At 43.1% G+C, this 19,350-nt stretch carries 18 protein-coding genes; 1 reads left to right on the top strand and 17 read right to left on the bottom strand.

Annotation, left to right across the window (positions count from 1 at the left end; translation table 11 throughout):
- The 15 genes from E4T79_RS09665 to E4T79_RS09595 all read right to left on the bottom strand — a co-directional run.
- Positions 1–86 (bottom strand): IS630 transposase-related protein (locus tag E4T79_RS09665; protein WP_135028820.1); only part of this gene is annotated, 86 nt, incomplete at its 3' end.
- A 489-nt stretch (positions 87–575) separates the two neighbouring features.
- Positions 576–1,343 (bottom strand): acetyl-CoA carboxylase carboxyl transferase subunit alpha, encoded by a 768-nt coding sequence (locus E4T79_RS09660; protein ID WP_135029817.1) that lies wholly within the window; start codon positions 1,341–1,343, stop codon positions 576–578.
- Positions 1,340–2,206: an acetyl-CoA carboxylase, carboxyltransferase subunit beta gene (gene accD, locus E4T79_RS09655; protein ID WP_135029815.1), complete on the bottom strand. Its 867-nt coding sequence runs from the start codon at positions 2,204–2,206 to the stop codon at positions 1,340–1,342. Before accD ends, E4T79_RS09660 begins: the two co-directional genes overlap by 4 nt.
- A gap of 901 nt (positions 2,207–3,107) precedes the next feature.
- Positions 3,108–4,478, bottom strand: coding sequence for an acetyl-CoA carboxylase biotin carboxylase subunit (locus E4T79_RS09650; protein ID WP_135029813.1), 1,371 nt, complete (start codon positions 4,476–4,478; stop codon positions 3,108–3,110).
- Positions 4,479–4,494: 16 nt separating this feature from the next.
- Positions 4,495–4,917, bottom strand: a complete 423-nt coding sequence (gene fabZ / locus E4T79_RS09645) for a 3-hydroxyacyl-ACP dehydratase FabZ (RefSeq protein WP_135029811.1) — start codon at positions 4,915–4,917, stop codon at positions 4,495–4,497.
- Positions 4,914–5,366: an acetyl-CoA carboxylase biotin carboxyl carrier protein gene (gene accB, locus E4T79_RS09640; RefSeq protein ID WP_135029809.1), complete on the bottom strand. Its 453-nt coding sequence runs from the start codon at positions 5,364–5,366 to the stop codon at positions 4,914–4,916. Before accB ends, fabZ begins: the two co-directional genes overlap by 4 nt.
- Complete coding sequence (fabF, locus tag E4T79_RS09635) at positions 5,367–6,599, bottom strand: beta-ketoacyl-ACP synthase II (protein WP_135029807.1); 1,233 nt, start codon at positions 6,597–6,599, stop codon at positions 5,367–5,369.
- Between the two features lie 11 nt (positions 6,600–6,610).
- Positions 6,611–7,345, bottom strand: a complete 735-nt coding sequence (gene fabG / locus E4T79_RS09630; RefSeq protein ID WP_135029805.1) for a 3-oxoacyl-[acyl-carrier-protein] reductase — start codon at positions 7,343–7,345, stop codon at positions 6,611–6,613.
- A 3-nt stretch (positions 7,346–7,348) separates the two neighbouring features.
- A complete protein-coding gene (gene fabD, locus E4T79_RS09625; RefSeq protein WP_135029803.1) occupies positions 7,349–8,272 on the bottom strand; it encodes an ACP S-malonyltransferase in 924 nt (307 codons plus the stop codon).
- A 339-nt stretch (positions 8,273–8,611) separates the two neighbouring features.
- Positions 8,612–9,568: an enoyl-[acyl-carrier-protein] reductase FabK gene (fabK, locus tag E4T79_RS09620; protein WP_135029801.1), complete on the bottom strand. Its 957-nt coding sequence runs from the start codon at positions 9,566–9,568 to the stop codon at positions 8,612–8,614.
- Between the two features lie 442 nt (positions 9,569–10,010).
- Entirely contained in the window at positions 10,011–10,235 is a 225-nt protein-coding gene (locus E4T79_RS09615; RefSeq protein WP_135029799.1) for an acyl carrier protein, read from the bottom strand.
- 139 nt (positions 10,236–10,374) lie between these two features.
- Positions 10,375–11,352, bottom strand: a complete 978-nt coding sequence (locus tag E4T79_RS09610; protein WP_135029797.1) for a beta-ketoacyl-ACP synthase III — start codon at positions 11,350–11,352, stop codon at positions 10,375–10,377.
- Positions 11,349–11,783 carry a MarR family transcriptional regulator gene (locus tag E4T79_RS09605; RefSeq protein WP_135029795.1) on the bottom strand — a complete coding sequence of 145 codons (435 nt, stop codon included), beginning with the start codon at positions 11,781–11,783 and terminating at the stop codon, positions 11,349–11,351. Before E4T79_RS09605 ends, E4T79_RS09610 begins: the two co-directional genes overlap by 4 nt.
- A 247-nt stretch (positions 11,784–12,030) precedes the next feature.
- The gene (locus E4T79_RS09600; protein ID WP_135029793.1) at positions 12,031–12,822 is read right to left on the bottom strand and encodes an enoyl-CoA hydratase; all 792 of its coding nucleotides are present in this window, start codon (positions 12,820–12,822) and stop codon (positions 12,031–12,033) included.
- A 453-nt stretch (positions 12,823–13,275) separates the two neighbouring features.
- Complete coding sequence (locus E4T79_RS09595) at positions 13,276–13,914, bottom strand: HAD family phosphatase (protein ID WP_135029791.1); 639 nt, start codon at positions 13,912–13,914, stop codon at positions 13,276–13,278.
- A gap of 139 nt (positions 13,915–14,053) precedes the next feature.
- On the opposite strand from E4T79_RS09595, the gene E4T79_RS09590 reads away from it, so the two are divergent.
- A complete protein-coding gene (locus E4T79_RS09590) occupies positions 14,054–15,403 on the top strand; it encodes an aspartate kinase (protein WP_135029789.1) in 1,350 nt (449 codons plus the stop codon).
- 1,058 nt (positions 15,404–16,461) lie between these two features.
- Here the strand turns inward: E4T79_RS09590 and lacD are convergent.
- Together lacD and nagA are read right to left on the bottom strand one after the other, a co-directional pair.
- Entirely contained in the window at positions 16,462–17,460 is a 999-nt protein-coding gene (gene lacD / locus E4T79_RS09585) for a tagatose-bisphosphate aldolase (RefSeq protein ID WP_135029787.1), read from the bottom strand.
- 78 nt (positions 17,461–17,538) lie between these two features.
- Positions 17,539–18,687, bottom strand: coding sequence for an N-acetylglucosamine-6-phosphate deacetylase (nagA, locus tag E4T79_RS09580; protein ID WP_135029785.1), 1,149 nt, complete (start codon positions 18,685–18,687; stop codon positions 17,539–17,541).
- Positions 18,688–19,350 lie beyond the last annotated feature (663 nt).

The following is a 19,350-nucleotide window of genomic DNA, read 5'->3' as shown; positions in this document are numbered from 1 at the left end:
TGGAAAACAGCAGATGCTTCAGAAATACTACCAGTTTTGTCACAGTATGCGAGGACTTTTTTACGAAAATCTAGTGAATATGCCATAAAAACATGATATCACAAATGTACTGTTTTTACTTCATTTTACTATACTTCGTTCACTCGTCTTGCTGTACTCCAGTACTACCTGCGACTCGTTGGCTTAGTACTAAAAATAAACGAAACGGCTATAAGGGAACAGGCTAAAAAGCTCCAGTGGAGCTTTTTACTCGTATTGGTTCGTGTTTCCCATTCCACATCTGACCGCTACGACTGATGCGAACGCATTCGCATCATTTCCAACCTCCAACAGTCACTACTCTGACTGTTGGAGCTGCGCGGGGTGAAAGTGAAACAGCCTATTCCCAGACCGCTTCAGCCCGAACCCAAAATATAAGAAGTGAGGAAAAACGAACTCTTTTTATACATCCATGTATCCGGAGCTTCTCCTCTTATAACTGTTAGAAAATCAATTCTTTGTGACACACTTATTTACAGATTCAAGCACCACGAGCATAACGAAAACTTTTCTACTCCAATTTTCTAGAGATTGTTTCAATATTTTCGAAAACGTTGATAACGTTCTGCAACTAATTGCTCTGTGGATAGGGACTGCAGATGCTTAAAACTCGTTATCAATTCTTGTTTTAAGTGCTTTACAAGCTCTTGTTGACTCTGTTGCTCTGAAATAACCTTGTCAATCACTCCCATTTCTAAGAGTTCATAAGAGGTGATTTTCATAAGGCGGGCAGCTTCCATAGCACGGCTAGCATCTTTCCATAGGATAGAAGCAAACCCCTCTGGGCTCAGCACTGCATAAATCGCATTTTCCAGCATCCATACCCTATCTGCTACTGCGAGAGCTAACGCTCCGCCAGAACCTCCCTCACCGATAATAAGCGCAATAATCGGAACCTTTAAATCGCTCATTTCCATGAGGTTTCGGGCAATAGCTTCCCCCTGCCCTCGCTCTTCTGCCTGAATTCCTGGATAAGCTCCTGCAGTATTTATCAAGGTGAGAATCGGACGCCCAAACTTCTCTGCCTGCTTCATCAAACGTAGCGCCTTGCGATAGCCCTCCGGATGTGGCTGACCAAAATTACGCTTGAGATTGTCCTGCAAACTCTTCCCCTTTTGGATACCTACTACTGTGACAGGCTCTCCATCTAAAAAACCGACACCACCAATAACCGCGCCATCATCCCGAAACTGGCGGTCCCCATGCAATTCTATAAGATCGTCCAAAAGCAGGCGGGCATAATCCAGGCTAGTTAATCGAGCCTGATCACGCGCTTGTCGCATTATCTTTGCTATCTCTTTCATCTCTGCCCTCCATGCAATCTAACCAGACAACCGATAGTATCTCGCAATTCTTGACGCTTAACAATCGCATCTACAAAGCCATGTTCTTGTAGAAATTCCGCCTTTTGAAAATCATCTGGCAACTGTTCACGAACCGTCGTTTCAATCACACGGCGACCTGCAAATCCAACCAGAGCCTGCGGTTCAGCTAGAATAATATCCCCTTGCATAGCAAAGGAGGCCGTCACTCCACCTGTTGTTGGATCTGTTAAGATAGTTAAATAAAAGAGACCCGCCTTGGAATGACATTTAACAGCTGCAGAAATCTTGGCCATCTGCATAAGACTCATAATTCCCTCCTGCATTCTGGCACCACCTGAAGCCGTAAATAAAACCACAGGCAAGGCTTGTTCCAAGGCATATTCAAAGAGACGAGTGATTTTTTCACCAACAACAGTCCCCATACTAGCCATGATAAAGGAAGCATCCATAATTCCTATAGCTACATCCTGCCCTACAATTTTTGCTCTTCCTGTCAAGACAGCTTCATCTAACCCTGTCTTTTTGCGGACTAGCGCTAATTTTTCCAGATAATCTGGAAAATCAAGAGGATTTGTCGTTTCAATACCGGTAAACAATTCTTCAAAGGAATCTTCATCAACAGTTAAAGCCAAGCGCTCGTAAGCACCAATCCGAAAGGCATAGGAACAATAGTGACACATCTTCTCCTGCCCTAACTCTTTCTGATAAATCATCCTCTTACAAGCTGGACATTTTGAGAATAAGGCATCCGGTACTTCTGGCTTTCTCTGATTCGTCTCTTCTATAAGGGATCGATTGGGATTGATGCGAATATATTTATCTTTTTTTCCAAATAAAACCATAGTTCCTCCTTTACACAAGATACAAAGCCCGTTAAAAACTCAAAGCGAAAATAGGAAATTTGACGAAGAAACGTTAGTTTCTAGGAGAATTTTTCTTTTTCGCACAGAGTTTAGGGCGTGTTCAATTACACAAGATACGAGGGCGTGAAAAAAGCGACTGTACCCTGTGCCTAAGAAACTCTCCGCTGGATAGTTTCTTAGGCACAGCCTGCAACAGCTACGGTAAAAATAGGAAATACGATGAGTGAAAACCTCCAGTGGAGGTTTTCAGCCCACTTCCTAAAGCTAGAACATTTGCCTTTCTTTTTTGCACAGCTCGTAGCCCGAGTTCAATTACACAAGATACCAAGCCCGTTAAAAACTCAAAGCGAAAATAGGAAATTTGACGAAGAAACGTTGGTTTCTAGGAGAATTTTTCTTTTTCGCACAGAGTTTAGGGCGTGTTCAATTACACAAGATACGAGGGCGTGAAAAAGCGAATGAAAAATAGGAAAGACGACGAGTGAAAACCTCCAGTGGAGGTTTTCAGCCTACTTCCTAAAGCTAGAACATTTGCCTTTCTTTTTTGCACAGCTCGTAGCCCGAGTTCAGTTACATCAAGATACGAGGGCGTTAAGCAACTCCTAGACAAAATAGACAATCGAAGCTGGGTGACTTGCAACCAATGAGATTGGTCTTTTTGTCAGAGAGTTGTAGCCCGAGTTCAATTACATCAAGATACAAAGCCCGTTAAAAACTCAAAGCGAAAATAGGAAATTTGACGAAGAAACGTTGGTTTCTAGGAGAATTTTTCTTTTTCGCACAGAGTTTAGGGCGTGTTCAATTACACAAGATACAAGCCCATAAAGAACACACCGTAAAAACAAGAGATTAATCCCGTGTTTAACGAAGACAAGGCAGTCTATCCCACTTCTTCACAATAACGTGGTAGAAACTCCTCCATGAGGTAGGCCGTATCGTAATCACCTGCAACCACGCGTCTATCTGCAATCAAATCCAGCTGAAAGTCTGTATTGGTCACAAGGCCGTCAATTTCTAGCTCATACAAGGCTCGCTGCATTTTCATCAAGGCCTCAAAACGATTCGCACCGTGAACAATGACCTTGGCAATCATACTATCATAGTAAGGTGGAATGGTATAACCAGAATAAACGGCGGAATCCACCCGCACTCCGACACCACCGCTCGGCAAGTAGAGATTCGAAATTTTTCCGGGACTTGGTGCAAAGTTTAAGGCTGGATTTTCAGCATTGATTCGGCACTCAATAGCATGCCCCTGAATCACGATATCTTCCTGACGAACGTTCAATTCTTGACCTGCAGCAATGCGAATTTGTTCTTTGACAATATCAATACCTGTTACAAATTCGGTCACAGGATGTTCTACCTGCACACGAGTATTCATTTCCATAAAGTAGAATTGACCACTTGCTTCATCTAAAAGAAATTCGATGGTTCCTGCATTTTCATAACCGACTGCTGCTGCTGCACGCACCGCGGCCTGGCCAATCTTCTCACGAAGAGTCTGGCCAATCGCAATAGACGGCGCTTCTTCTAACACCTTTTGATTGTTGCGCTGGAGCGAGCAATCCCGCTCTCCTAGGTGTATGACATGGCCAAATTGATCCGCTAAAATCTGGACTTCTATATGTCTTGCGGGATAGATGACCCGTTCCAAATACATGGCACCATTGCCAAAAGCAGCCTTAGCTTCACTTGAAGCGGATTCAAAGGCGTCTACCAAGTCCTCCGCTTTTTCTACTTTGCGAATTCCCTTTCCACCGCCACCAGCTGAGGCCTTAAGCATAACTGGATAGCCGATTTCTGTTGCGACAGCAAGCGCCTCGTCTGCAGTCATGATTTCGCCATCAGAACCCGGAATAACTGGGACATTTGCCTGAATCATCTGAGTACGGGCATTGATTTTATCTCCCATCATGTCCATGACTTCCCCAGACGGTCCGATAAATGAAATCCCTACTTCTCTACAGAGTGTCGCAAAAGTTGAATTTTCACTTAAAAAACCAAATCCAGGGTGAATCGCCTCTGCTCCTGTAACAACTGCCGCAGAAATAATGGCATTCATATTCAAATAAGAATCTCTTGATCTAGCTGGCCCAATACAAATCGCCTCGTCAGCCAACATCGTGTGGAGGGCTTCCTTATCAGCCGTTGAATAAATTGCCACCGTTGCTATCCCTAATTCACGTGCCGCTCGAATGATTCGTACTGCAATCTCTCCACGATTGGCTATCAGTATTTTCCGAAACATACTCTCCTCCTTTCTCTTAGCTTCCAATAGCAAAGGTCAAGGTTCCGCTAGCTGCTAGTTTTCCGTCTACTTCCGCTTTAGCTTCTACGACCGCAATCGTGCCACAGCGCTTGACAAATCGAGCTGTCATGATGAGCTGATCACCTGGCACAACTTGTTTTTTAAATTTGACCTTGTCCATGCCTGCGTAAAAGACTAATTTTCCTTTATTTTCTTCCTTAGATAATTCCAAGACACCCGCCGTCTGTGCTAGAGCTTCCATGATGAGAACTCCTGGCATAACAGGATAGCTTGGAAAATGTCCGTTAAAGAAAGGCTCGTTAATGGTCACATTTTTAAGGGCAACAATCTCATCTTCTTTCAGTTCAAGCACTCGATCCACCAAAAGCATGGGATAACGATGAGGAAGAGCTTCTTTTATTTTTTGAATATCGATCATACAATCCGCACCAATCCTTGTCCAAATTCAATCACATCTTCATTTGCAACCAAGATCTCCGCTACTGTTCCATCACACGGTGCAGGGATTTCATTCATAACTTTCATGGCCTCGATAATCATCACTGTCTGCCCTTTTTTGACAGTATCCCCTACAGAAACAAAGGTTGCTTTGTCTGGTGAAGGTGATAGATAAGCTACCCCTACGAGCGGACTTTCAATCACTGTCCCCTCGCTGGCCACATCACATGTCGTTGCTGATGCAACTTCCACTTGAGAAACCTCAGCTGCTTCTGGTAGAGCAACTGGACTTACGATAGGTACAACAGCCTCAGCCTTGTGTTCATTTTTACTGAAAACGAGCTGAAGACCATCATTTGTATATGAAAATTCACGCAGACTTGACTGGTCAAACTGACTCATCAAGTCCTTAATCTCTGTATTGTTCACTTAATCCTCCCAACGTTTAAAGGCAACGACCGCATTATGTCCACCAAAACCAAAGGTATTAGAAATGGCATAGCGAATTTCCATGTCGCGACCTTGACCGTAGATTACATCTGCTTCAATGTCGTCAGATAGTGTCTGGGTTCCTGCTGTTTTTGGAGCATGAGAATGGCGCATAGCCTCAATCACCGCAACTGCCTCAATCGCACCTGCTGCTCCTAACAAATGTCCCGTATAAGACTTGGTAGAAGAAACAGGGGTTTCTGTACCAAATAGCGCTACAATAGCTTGGCTTTCCCCTTTTTCATTGGCTGGAGTAGAGGTACCGTGTGCATTGATATAATCAATATCTTGAGGTGTAAGACCTGCTTCACCAAGCGCTAACTTCATGGCCTTGATAGCACCAAGCCCCTCTGGATGAGGAGAGGTCATATGGTAAGCATCACAAGTGTTTCCATAGCCAACAATTTCTGCTAAAATAGTCGCCCCGCGTTTCTCAGCATGCTCCAAGCTTTCCAACACCAAAATCGCTGCTCCTTCTCCCATAACAAAACCATTGCGATCCTTATCAAATGGAATTGAAGCTCTGAACGGATCTTCTGTGGTAGATAGTGCTGTCAAGGCTTGGAAACCACCGATAGCAAATGGTGTAATCGCTGCTTCTGATCCCCCTGCTAAGATGACGTCTTGGAAGCCGAATTTGATTTCACGGAAAGCTTCACCAATCGCATCATTTGAAGACGCACAAGCAGTAATCACACATTTACAAATTCCATTTGCTCCTACCTGCATGGCGATATTTCCAGCAGCCATATTAGGAAGCGCCTTTGGAAGAGCCATCGGGCGAATGCGACTTGCTCCCTTGGTATTCATTCTTTCAACCTGATCTTCAATCTCCTTAATTCCACCGATACCAGTTGATAAGATGACACCAAAACGATCATGATCAAGACTGTCTGTCTTTAAGTCTGCATTGGCAACTGCTTCATGGGTTGCATACATGGCATAAAGAGAGTATAGGTCATAGCGGTTCGTATCTTTTTTTACGAAATACTTGTCAAAAGGAAAATCAAGCACTTCTGCTGCATTGTGAACCTTGTAATCACTTGTGTCAAATTTGGTAATCGGACCAATTCCGACCTTTCCACTTTTTAAGCTATTCCAAAATTCCTCAGGTGTATTGCCAATGGGTGATGTTAAGCCATATCCTGTTACTACTACGCGATTTGTTGTCATATCTTACTCCTTTATTGCATGGTTAAGCCGCCATCAATAGCAATGACTTGGCCAGTGAGGTATTCTTGGCGGGCTAGGAAAACTGCAACCTCTGCCACTTCTTGGGTTAGACCAAAGCGTTTCATAGGAATTTGTCCCAACATGGCTTCTTTAATTTTATCCGATAATACAGCGGTCATATCCGACTCGATAAAACCTGGGGCAATCGCATTGACACGGATATTACGTCCTGCCACTTCACGAGCAATGGATTTGGTAAAACCAATCACACCCGCTTTAGAAGCTGCATAATTCGCCTGACCAGCATTTCCTATCAGCCCTGAAACACTCGACAAATTGATAATAGCCCCACTCTTTGCCTTGGTCATGGGTTTCAAAACAGCTTGTGTCATGTTGAAAGTTCCTGTCAGATTGACATTGAGCACCGCTGTAAAATCTTCTTCTGACATTCTGAGCGCCAGTCCATCTTTGGTAATACCTGCATTGTTGACTAAGACATCAACCGAGCCTGCAAGCTGAATCGCTTCTGCCACCATACGCTTGGCATCCAACTGATTAGAAACATCACCAATCACCACATGAACCTGAACACCATAGCCGGCAAAACTCTCAAGGACTTCTTCTGAAATATTGCTTCGTCCGTTTAATATGACATTGGCACCCTGCCTTGCAAATTCATGGGCAATCCCAAGACCAATTCCCCGACTAGAACCTGTAATCAACACATTTTTTCCATTTACTTCCATTTTTTACTCCTCTATCACGAATGCCTCAAGCGTAGCGAGATTTTCCACCTGCCTGATACTTGCTGAACGGTCTATTTTTTTCAAAAAGCCTGATAAGACTGCTCCCGGACCAATTTCAACAAAGTCTGTTACCCCTGCCTCCTGCAAGCAGGCAACCGAATCATAAAAACGAACCGGTTCCTTAACCTGACGAGTCAAAAGAGGGACGATCTCCTCCTTAGTCATGACTTGAGCAAGAGTATTACCTACTAGGGGAATATCAAAGTCTCGGAAAGAGACACTGGCTAGCGCTTCTCCTAAACGTTCTGAAGCAGGTTGCAAGAGGGCGGTATGAAATGGTCCTGATACATTGAGCGGAATCATCCGCTTCACGCCGGCATCTTTCAGTAAATTTACTGCCACATCAACCGCAGTGACCTCCCCACCGATGACGATTTGAGCAGGGGTATTATAGTTGGCAGGTGCTACAATTCCATAGTGCGATGCAGACTGGCAAGCCTTTTCTATCATCTCTACATCAGCATTTAACACAGCAACCATTTTTCCGCTACCCGCCGGAGCAGCTAACTCCATATATTCCCCACGCTTAGCCACCAAGGCAACTGCTTCTTTAAACTCCAAGGCTCCTGAAGCCACCAAGGCGCTGTACTCTCCAAGAGATAGACCAGCTACCATATCTGCCCTAGCTCCCTTTTCTTGCAACAAACGCCAAATGGCAACTGACGTTGTCAAAATAGCAGGTTGAGTATAACGAGTCTGGTTAAGTTTCTTTTCATCTGAATCAATCAACTCTCGTACATTATAGCCAAGGGCACTGGTCGCCTCATCAAACGTTATTCTTACAATTTCATACTGATCATACAAATCCCGTCCCATGCCCAGATATTGGGCACCTTGACCAGCAAATAAATAAGCCGTTTTTGTCATTTTTCTCTGCTTATAATCCTTCCTTTTATCTGTGATTAAAACTTGCATTCCTATCAAATCCCCTTTATAGGCTAAAAACCTCCACTGGAGCTTTTCACTCGTCAAATTTCCTATTTTTACCGTAGCTGTTGCAGGCTGTGCCTGCTTTACAGATATGGAAGAAACTATCCAGCGGAGAGTTTCTTAGGCACTGGGTACAGTCGCTTTTTACACGCCCTCGTATCTTGTGGAATTGAACTCGCCCTAAACTCTGTGCGAAAAAGAAAAATTCTCCTAGAAACTAAAGTTTCTTCGTCAAATTTCCTATTTTCGCTTTGAGTTTTTTACGGGCTTGGTATCTTATATTTCCCAGCGGGCGGCTTGTTCTTTGATTACGCGAGCTGCTCCGTCATAAATATCACGTAAAATCTCCGCACAAGTCTCTTCTTTACTAATCAAGCCAGCAATTTGCCCTGCCATGACCGATCCGTATTCCACATCACCGTCTACTACAGCATGTTTCAGTGCACCCGCCCCCAATTCTTCAATGTCTTTACTGTCTTTCAGACCACGAAGGAAATCTTTTTCCGCACTGGCATAAGCAGTTGAAAGCTTATTTTTAAGAGCGCGTACAGGATGACCAACTACTTGAGCAGAAATCGTCGTATCAATATCTTTCGCCTTGAGAATCTTAGCCTTGAAATTTGGATGGGCATTGGATTCTTTTGCAACAACAAAACGAGTTCCTACCTGAACAGCTTCTGCTCCTAGCATAAAAGCCGCTGCTGCACCACGACCATCTGCAATGCCTCCAGCTGCAATGACTGGAATCGAAACAGCTTCTACTACCTGGCGCACCAAGGTCATGGTCGTCAATTTTCCAATGTGGCCCCCCGCCTCCATGCCTTCTGCAATGACTGCATCCACACCTAGCTTTTCCATACGTTTTGCAAGGGCAACGCTTGGAACAACGGGAATGACTGTAATCCCTGCTTCATGGAAACGCTCCATGTACTTTCCGGGATTTCCAGCTCCAGTCGTCACGACCTTTACCCCCTCTTCAATAACCAAGTCGACAATATCATCAACAAATGGAGATAAAAGCATAATATTGACCCCAAAAGGCTTGTTTGTCAACGATTTGACCTTATCGATATTGGCTTTCACGACTTCTTTCGGAGCATTTCCTCCACCGATAATCCCTAGACCACCTGCGTTTGAAACCTCGCCCGCTAAATCACCATCCGCAACCCAGGCCATACCACCTTGAAAAATCGGATACTCAATATCAAGTAGCTCTGTTATTTTTGTTTGCATTATGCCCTCTTTCAATTCATCAGTTGCTTAGTTAATCATTTGAATATCAAACAATTAACTAAACAAGGAAGTGGGCTTTTTCCCCACTACCTATTTAAAAATAGTTTGATAAGTCAATGTTTTGATTATCAAACTATATACTCTGGAAAAATGCTAGAAACTAGCATTTGGATACTCTATAAAATCAGCATCGAACGAAACAATTATCGATAAGATTCTGTGCAAAGCTCCCCCCAACTTCCTTATCTTTTACAGTTTCAACAGTTTGATACCTCATCCTAGGAATCAAAAAGCGAGGATAATCTAGCAGATGATGATAGACTGAACCTAGAAATAAAAGAGTGAGAAAAATCAAGTTCTTTAAACCCACAAGCAAATCTCCATATCTTTAACAGTTCACCAAGGTTCGTTAATGATACCAGAAGCTGATGTTTAACGAGTATTATTTCGTTTGCTCTTCCACGTAAGCCACAAGGTCACCTACCGTATTTAAGCCTTCTTCAGAGTCAATTTGAATATCAAACTCGTCTTCGATTTCTGAGATTACTTGGAAAAGATCCAACGAATCTGCATCTAAATCTTCAAATGTTGTTGCAAGGGTTACTTCTTCTGCATCCTTACCAAGTTCTTCAACAATGATTGCTTGTACTTTTTCAAATACTGCCATGATAGTTCTCCTTTAAGAAAGATAATAAAAATTTTTTACTCTTTGAAAATCAAAAACATACGTTGCTAGCTACAATTTCGTTACCTAGTCTGATGTTCGTTTTCTCTGAGTATTAATAACTGTAAAAACAGTTTATTAACTAAAGTTTTAAGAGGATAGCTCCCCAGGTAAGACCTCCGCCAAAGCCACTCATAACAAGAGTTTGGCTGCCATCAAGCAAGATTTTCCCTTGCTCTACGCACTCCGACAGTAAAATCGGAATACTTGCCGCACTGGTATTGCCATATTCTGCCATATTAGCTGGAAATTTAGCCATATCACTTCCTAAGTTCTTGGCCATTTTTTCCAAAATTCGTCGATTGGCCTGATGTAGCAAATAATAGTCTACATCCTCGTCTGACAAGCCTTGATGGGCAAGCAAATCGTGCAAGGTCTTCGTCACATCCCGAACCGCAAATTCAAAAATTGCGCGTCCCTCCATTTTCACATAAGGAGCATTTTCTCCAGCATCTGAAAATGGGGAAGACAAGCCTGAAACACCCGATTGTAAGGCCTTGCCTCTACTACCGTCTGTCCGATGAATTTCCCCCAGAAAATGGGGCTGATCAGTGGCCTCTAATAAGACACCGCCTGAACCATCTCCGAAGAGGACGGCTGTGCTTCTATCCGACCAGTCAATGGTTTTAGATAGGGTTTCTGCTCCAATCACTATCCCCCTTTGGTAGCGACCTGATGCAATCAACTTCTCAGCAGTTGACAAGGCAAAGACAAAGCCCGAGCAAGCTGCGACCAAATCGTAAGCAAAGGCCTGACTGGCACCGATACTCGCCTGAACGCGTGCTGCTGTTGACGGCATGGCTGAATCAGGTGTAATCGTTGCAACGATGATGAAATCAATCATCTCTGGATTGTAGCCACTTTTTTGCAAGAGCTGTTTTGCTACCTGCGTGGCCAAATCACTCGTCTCTTCATCCTTGGTGATATGGCGCCTACGGATTCCTGTCCGCGATGCAATCCATTCATCACTCGTATCCATCAGCTTCGCCAACTGAGCATTGTCAATCACTTGTTTTGGTACATAATGAGCTACCTGGCTAATTTTTGCAAAGGTCGTCATTTTAGATCCTCCAGAAAATGATAGAGCTTCAAGAGGCCTTTTTTCATGACCTTAAATTCAGCTTCATCCATGTCTGATGTAATTTGACGCACCATTTCATTATGAAATCGTTGGTGCAGGCGATAGACCAATCTCCCTTTCTTGGTCAAATGAAGATGAATCACACGGCGATCTTTGATAGATCGGATTCGTTCAATATAGCCTTTTCGCTCCAAATTATTCAAACTGGTTGTCACCGTACCTAGTGTAACCATCAAAGCACGGGCAACATCGCTCGGAGTAACACCGTCTTTGTTACCGATCACATCGATTGTATGCATTTCCTTGATTGAAATATCTTTAAAACGACTACCCCGCAGACTGGTTTCTTCAATAATGAGGACATTATTAAAAATCGCAGTCAGATATTCATTGATTTTTGCATCTTCCACAATCGAAAGCCTCCTTACATACTTTGACTTTCAAAGTATACGATAGATTAGTTTGATTGTCAAATATTTTTTGTCACATCAGATAAACATCAAGAATACCAATATGTTCAGAGCTAGAGTAGGAGCTAGTCGTCCTTTCTTTTGCTGCCATTCCATTTTCTTAGGCAGAGCAGCGGAGTCCCCCTCTCTCCTACGACCGACCGTGAGAAATAGCCTCTAAGTTCAGATAAAATGACCTGTTATAGGCTTATTGCCCTGTAAAGCGTGGTCTACGGCGTTCAAAATGTGCTCGAACCCCCTCTTTAAAATCTTCTTTAAAAGCAAGTTCCCCTTGCAGACTCAACTCTAACTGGGCATATTCTTCCCACTGCTCAAATTCACTTTTCCACATCAATTCTTTAATCGCGCGGTACGAATTTGGAGAATAGCGCAAGAGACGTTTAACCAACTGTTGGCAAGTCTTGGCTAATTTATCCCGCTCAACTACTCGGTAAACTAGACCATATTCCAAGGCTTTTTCTGCCGTCAGACTCTCTCCTGTCATAGCTAACTGACTAGCACGCGTCGCACCAATACTACGACTGAGTAAGAATAAGCCACCTGCATCAGGCGCTAGACCAACTCCTACAAAAGCCTGAATAAATTTAGTCTTATCAGAAGCAAGGACAAAATCTGCTGCAACGGCCATATTAGCTGCAGCTCCTGCTACTGCCCCATCTGCCAGCAGAATGACTGGCTTGGACAATTTCTTCAGAGCAAAGGAAATGCGATTGACCAGCTCTGCGATTCGAAGCAAGGAAGCAATATCATCTTCATCTACTGCCCGCTTCATTTCTGCCAAATCACCACCTACTGAAAAAATGGAGCCCTCCGCTTGGAGAATCAAAATAGCTATCTCTGTTGATTTAGCTGTTTGTCCAATCGCGTCTAAGATTTCCTCACACATGGGAATATTAAAGCCATTTGACACTTCGGGACGGCACAAGGTCAGTCTCGCAATTTGTTCTTCTACTTCATATCGAATGGTTGTATAAGTCATCTTTTTCCTCCTTTTACTTTGAATCCTCAAAGAAAGAGGTTTCAAGTCTTGGAGCTATTCTACCATACATTTCTCAGAAGACAACCACCCTGGTGTGACAGCCGAAAATATCTATTTCTATCAAGTAGCCAAAAATACCTACCTCCCCCTTGTACTAGTTCATTTCGAAAACCCTTGATTTCATCGCATTTGACAACCATTCTTTAACGCTGACGCAAGAATTAGAAGTCACTAGTGCGACCGGGTACTAAATTTGAACATAGTATAGTCGTTTAGTTTATATTTTTATTACTTCGTTAACTCGTTTTGCTGTACTCCAGTACTACCTGCGACTCCTTGCCTAGTACTAAAAATAAACGAAACGGCTATAAAAATAAGAATTATGTACATCACGTTTTGCAGTCTTTGATGTACATAATTCTTGCTATTCTAAGACTCTTTGTCCCTTTTAATTTACACTTTATCTAAAAGATCGCCTAATTGATCTAAAAAATCATCCGCCTGTGATTGGTCTAAGCCAAATTTCTGGTCCCGAATCGCCCAGACAGTAAGACCTGCAGCTTTTCCTGCTTCAATCCCTTTGGGACTATCCTCAATGACAAGGATTTCTGACTTGACAAATCCAAGTTCGGCACAGGCTTTCTCATAGATTTCAGGGTCAGGCTTACAAGAACGACATTCTGTCCCAGAAAAAATATAAGAAAAATAGGAAAAAATACCAGCCTCTGTCAAAGCCCGCTCAATCTCACTACGATCCGTATTCGAAGCAAGTGCTAACTCTATCCCTCTTTCTTTTAGAGTAGACAAGACCTCTGACACATCTGAAAAGACACAAGCCTTATAAGGAGTTGGTCGCTCTTCCTTGTACTGCCTGTATTCTGCTTCTAAAGCCGGAATATCCCAATGATCATAATCATCTCGTAACACCAGCTTCCATACTTGATTGACCCGTCCTCCTACAAAAATAGCTGGATCCAAGTGAGCAACAGATAAACCCTTGGTCGCCAGAAAATCTGCCCGCCGTTTATAGTAAAAATCTTCTGTCTGAAACAAGACACCATCCATATCGAAAATAATCCCTTTATAGGTCATCTGCTACTCCTTTTTTGATGTTCTCCTATCATTATAGCATAAAGTCAGAACATTCCTAAACTTTCCTGCTGACCCTACTGACAACCCTATTCGTTTTTGCTATAATGATGAAGAGTATAAAAGGAGATTGGAAAATTTTATGAAAGTGACCAAATTTGGTGGTAGCTCTCTCGCTTCAGCTACCCAACTTGAAAAAGTATTCAACATTGTTCAAGCAGATCCAGAACGTCGATTCGTCGTTGTATCTGCTCCTGGTAAGCGCGATAATAACGATACCAAAGTGACAGACGCCCTTATCAAATACTATAAAAACTACATAGATGGAAAAGACCTTACTGCCAGCCAAGAATGGATTATCAATCGCTATCAAGCTATGGTGGATGAGCTACAGTTTCCAGGCAAATGTATGAAGAAGATTACAGAAAGCATTCTGAACCTAGCAACACTTCCGATTGACAACAATGAATTTCTCTATGATGCCTTTTTGGCAGCAGGTGAGGATAACAATGCCAAATTGGTCGCTGAATACTTCACCTATAAGGGCGTTCCTGCCCGCTATATTCACCCTAAAAAAGCAGGCATTGTTGTCAGCTCAGAACCTGGAAATGCACGCATTTTACCGTCTAGTTATGACAAAATCGAAGCCTTAAGCGAGGCAGACGAGGTCTTGGTTATTCCTGGATTTTTCGGAGTAACAGTTGACAACCAAATCTGTACTTTCTCTCGCGGCGGCTCAGATATTACAGGTTCTATCGTAGCAGCTGGTGTCAAGGCGGACCTATATGAAAACTTCACAGATGTGGATGGGATTTTTGCGGCCCACCCCGGTATCATCCACAATCCACACTCTATCAAGGAATTAACCTATCGCGAGATGCGGGAATTAGCCTACGCTGGTTTTTCCGTTCTTCATGATGAAGCTCTGCTTCCTGCTTACCGTGGACGCATTCCTCTCGTCATTAAAAATACCAATAATCCAGAGCATCCTGGTACACGGATTGTTCTCAAGCACAGCGATCACACGCTACCTGTTGTCGGAATCGCAGCAAATGATGGCTTTGTCAGCATCAATATGTCCAAATACTTGATGAACCGAGAAGTCGGTTTCGGTCGCAAGGTCTTACATATCCTAGAAGAGCTCAATATCCGCTGGGAACACATGCCAACGGGGATTGATGACCTCTCCCTTGTCCTACGTGACCGCGAATTGACTCCAATCAAAGAAGAAGAAATTCTCCGCCAACTCAATTCCAAGCTCGAAGTAGACAAGGCAGAAATTGAACACGGTCTTTCCATTATTATGATTGTCGGTGAAAATATGAAGAGCCATGTCGGGGTCACTGCAACCGCAACTGCAGCTCTCTCCAAAGAAAATATCAACTTAGCCATGATTTCCCAAGGTGCGAGCGAGGTATCTGTCTTATTCGTTATCAAAACCGAAGAAAAAGAAAAAGCTCTCAAGGCCTTGTATCAAGCCTTTTTCGGGTAACATAAGATACGAGGGCGTCTAAAAATTCGTATGAAAATAGGAAATTGACGACGTGTCCCAAGACACAAGGCAATTTATCTTTTTCACTAGAATTTTAGCCCGAGTTCAGTTACATCAAGATACAAAAGCCGTAAAGCGAGCAAGGTAAAAATAGGAGGTTGACGCAGAGTCTGTAGACTCCAGGAAACCTATCTTTTTTACGCAGCTCGTAGGCTGTGTTCAATTACACCAAGATACAAAGCCCGTTAAAAACTCAAAGCGAAAATAGGCGGCCGAACAGGGAGCGAGAAAGAACTCGACGGGTAGAAAAGAGTTCGTCTTCTCGCCCCCGCACAGTTGATTAGGCCAGATTTGGAGAGTAAAACACGAACAAATCTGCCAATCAACCACTGCGCTGAGATGCTGAGGTAAACTCTGAAAAGTGGAGATGGCTTTTTGCCCAGCCTTATAGTGAGACCCCTGCGAAGATAGCTAGGCTCGTCACCAATGAAATGCAGGGAGGAGACAGCTAGCTACCGCTAAACAATCGAAGCAGGTTGGCTTGCAAGCCGTAAGCAAGTAAACCTTGTAACGGCTTCGTCCCCCCTAAAAGGAGCCATATCTGTAAAGCAAGCACAGCCTGCAACAGCTACGGTAAAAGTAGGAAATCTGACGAGTGTGGAGGTTTTCAGCCTCTTCCCTTGAAACAAGGAGAAACAGCCGTTCATTTCCGAGTGTCAACGGCATTATAATCGTTGAGGCAAATGCTGAGAAGCAGAGTTGGGATTTTTGCCCAGCCTACCTGAGATAAGGATAGCAAAGTGCCTCCACTAAACCAAAGTAGAGCTGAAATTCAGCAAGGTAAGCTAAGCACAAAACATGGATGGCTGACGCGTATCCGTTCCTTACTCAGACTAAGAACAAGTCGGAGAAGAGATTATTGTTGCTCACTATCTCACAACTATCAAACTTGCCACTCACTAGTGGCTGACCAGTAGCTGGCACTCAACAAAGAACTGACAACCTCCCTGCTACACTATAAAAATCCAACTCTATCTCAAGAGTTGGATTTTTGCATATTACTGTACTTCTACCTTATCAAGCCAAGAACTTGCAGTTGTTGCAAGAACACTGTTCAATTCTTCCATATTCTTGCGACCTTGATTGGCTAACCAAGCCTTAGCTGCTGCTTCACCCTCTTTAGCAAAGATTGCAACTGCATCTTTCCAAGTAGCACGACCACAAAGTACTCCATTAAAGCTAGAACCTGCTTCTTTCGCTACTACTAACGTTTCTTGGAAGAGCTTAGCAGACACACCTGCACTCAAGAAGATAAATGGCAAATGCGTGGCTTCTGCCTGCTCTTTGAAGTAGGATTTAGCTTCCTCTAAGCTGTAGACAGGCTCTTGATCGGTGTACCCCTCAACAAAATTCATATTGACAGGTACTTCTACTTTCAAGACATCCGCATGGTAGCGTGGCTTACTAAATTCACGCATAGCTCCATTAACCTTATGTGGTTTTAAAGCTGCATATTCACGTGAAGTCACATCCATATCACTCGCATCATAGGTCAAAATTTCCACGAAGTAGGGAATATCTTCCGCGATGCATTCGCTACCGATACGTTCCACCCAGGCATGCTTCATATCATTGATTTCTGACTTATCATCTACATCATAATAGAGCAAGATTTTCACCGCATCGGCACCCAATTCCTTGATTCGTTTTGCAGACCAATTCGGAAGCAAGTCCGGCAAACGACCTGGTGTTGAAGCATCATAGCCTGTTTTTTCATAGGCTGCAATAAAGCCACAATCTCTATGACGCAATTCAGCTGCCGGCACACCATATTCTGCATCCAATAAGATAGAACTTGCATACTGGGTCAAATCACTGGAGATAACCTTTTTGAAATCCACCAATATCTCATCACCAAAATTGGCGTCGGCCGCCGCTGACAAGAGGCGCTTCAAGGCACCACGTTGATCAATCGCCAGAGCTGCAATCACTTTTTCAGCATTTGATAGACGAACCAAATGATTGTATTTTGCCTGTGAAAGTTGTAATTTTTCCATTATCTTCCTCCTAGATAAAGTAGAATATAAACACGAATAACTGGCTTTCTGCCAATAAACTATCCATTGTGAAGACTGTTAAGCTCCGAAACGTTTGACACCATCCAAATAGGTGGCCTGCAAACGACCTTTGTCATCTAGTACGATGAAATCTGCTGCGCGACCTGCTGCAATTTGTCCGCAAACATGATCGATACTAACAGATTTTGCTGGCGCAAGCGAGGCCATCCGAACCGCATCCGATAAACTTGCTAAGCCCCATTCCACAATATGCTCGACTGCTTGAATCAATTCCAAAATGGAACCCGCTAGACTACCATTGTGTTTCAAACGTGCTGTCCCATCTTTGACCACTACTTCAAATTCTCCTAGGCGAGAAGCTCCCTCTCCTTGACCTCCAGCACGCATACAGTCTGTAATAAGAACTGTTTCATCCACACCACGCGCTTTCATAACAATCTCAACTGCTGCCGGATGCACATGATAGCCATCACAGATCACTTCTGCAAAAACATTCTTCAAGTCAAGTGCTGCACCGACCATTCCTGGCTCTCGGTGATGAAGTCCACTCATACCATTATACACATGTACAAAAATGTTGGCGCCTATTTCAACCGCCTTTTTTGCCTGTTCATAGGTGGCATCACTATGAGCAAGTGCGGTATGAATCTTTTTCTCCTTGGCAAAGCGAATAAATTCTTCCACACCGTCTCGCTCTGGAGCAATGGCAATCTTATTGACCAATCCATCAGACAATCGATGCCATTTATCCAATTTCTCTACAGACGGATCACTCATGTATTTAGGATTTTGAGCCCCTTTATATTTCTCAGTAAAAAATGGTCCCTCAAGGAAAATTCCTTGAATTTTAGCACCTTTTTCCTCACCTGCATGACGACCAATCGTTTCACAAACGGCATCCAAATTTTCTGTCGTATCCGTCAAAGTCGTTGGCAACCAAGACGTCACACCGCAAGATAACAGCCTTTCTGAAATCACCTTGATCCCCTCAAAATCATTATCCATAACATCATGGGAAGCATAGCCATGAATATGCGTATCAACGAGACCAGGTCCGATATGATAGTCTGAATAATCCACGATAGTACCATCTGGCTTTTCCGTTAAAATCGCACCGAACTGACCATCATCTGTAATTTCAAGATAGGCGTTTTCTACCTCTCTATCTGACAAAATGATGGACTTAGCAAAAATATAGTTTGACATATCGTTTCCTTTCTACAAGACTAGTTTCTAGCTGAATTAACATATTAACTGAAAACTGGTTATAACCTCTCCTTTTATTGTACTCACCTTTTGACGAATTGTCAAGTCATTTCTGAAAGAATATCCTAAAGGAAAAACGACTAGCCACGTAATGTAGCTAGTCGGATTTTACACTTTATAGAGTCATTTCGTTTATCCTTTATTACTTCGTTACCTCGCTTTGCCCTACTCTAGTACAGCCTGCAAACGCGTTGTCTAGTACGAAAAGCAAACTAAAAGACTCTAACAAGCAAAACTGGACGAATTGAATTCGATCCAAAAACTTAGAAAAAGGTCCTAGATGTTGCGGGCTTGCTCAACTTACAGATACAGCTGCTTGTAGGGATAGAATTCACTATATCTACACGAGCCCAACAACGAAAAAGACTGGCAGACTGAGAAATGATATACTCCCCTTATAGTAGACAGTGAAAAAACAAAAATTCACTAGACACTATAAGGGGAGTTTTCGTATGTCTAAAAGAAGTCCAAAATCAGTAGAAGAAAAATGTGAAATCCTTCAGTTGTATCTGAGCCATAAGCAGTCCCTCAGTCAATTAACGAAAACCTACCAAGTGTCTGATTATACTATCAGACACTGGATGAAGCGATATGAAAGCGACG

The organism is Streptococcus sp. LYSM12 (assembly GCF_004569635.1).
Lineage (GTDB): Bacteria > Bacillota > Bacilli > Lactobacillales > Streptococcaceae > Streptococcus.
The sequence above is the reverse complement of the archived record's forward strand: the minus strand, read 5'-3'. Positions and strand labels throughout refer to the sequence as shown.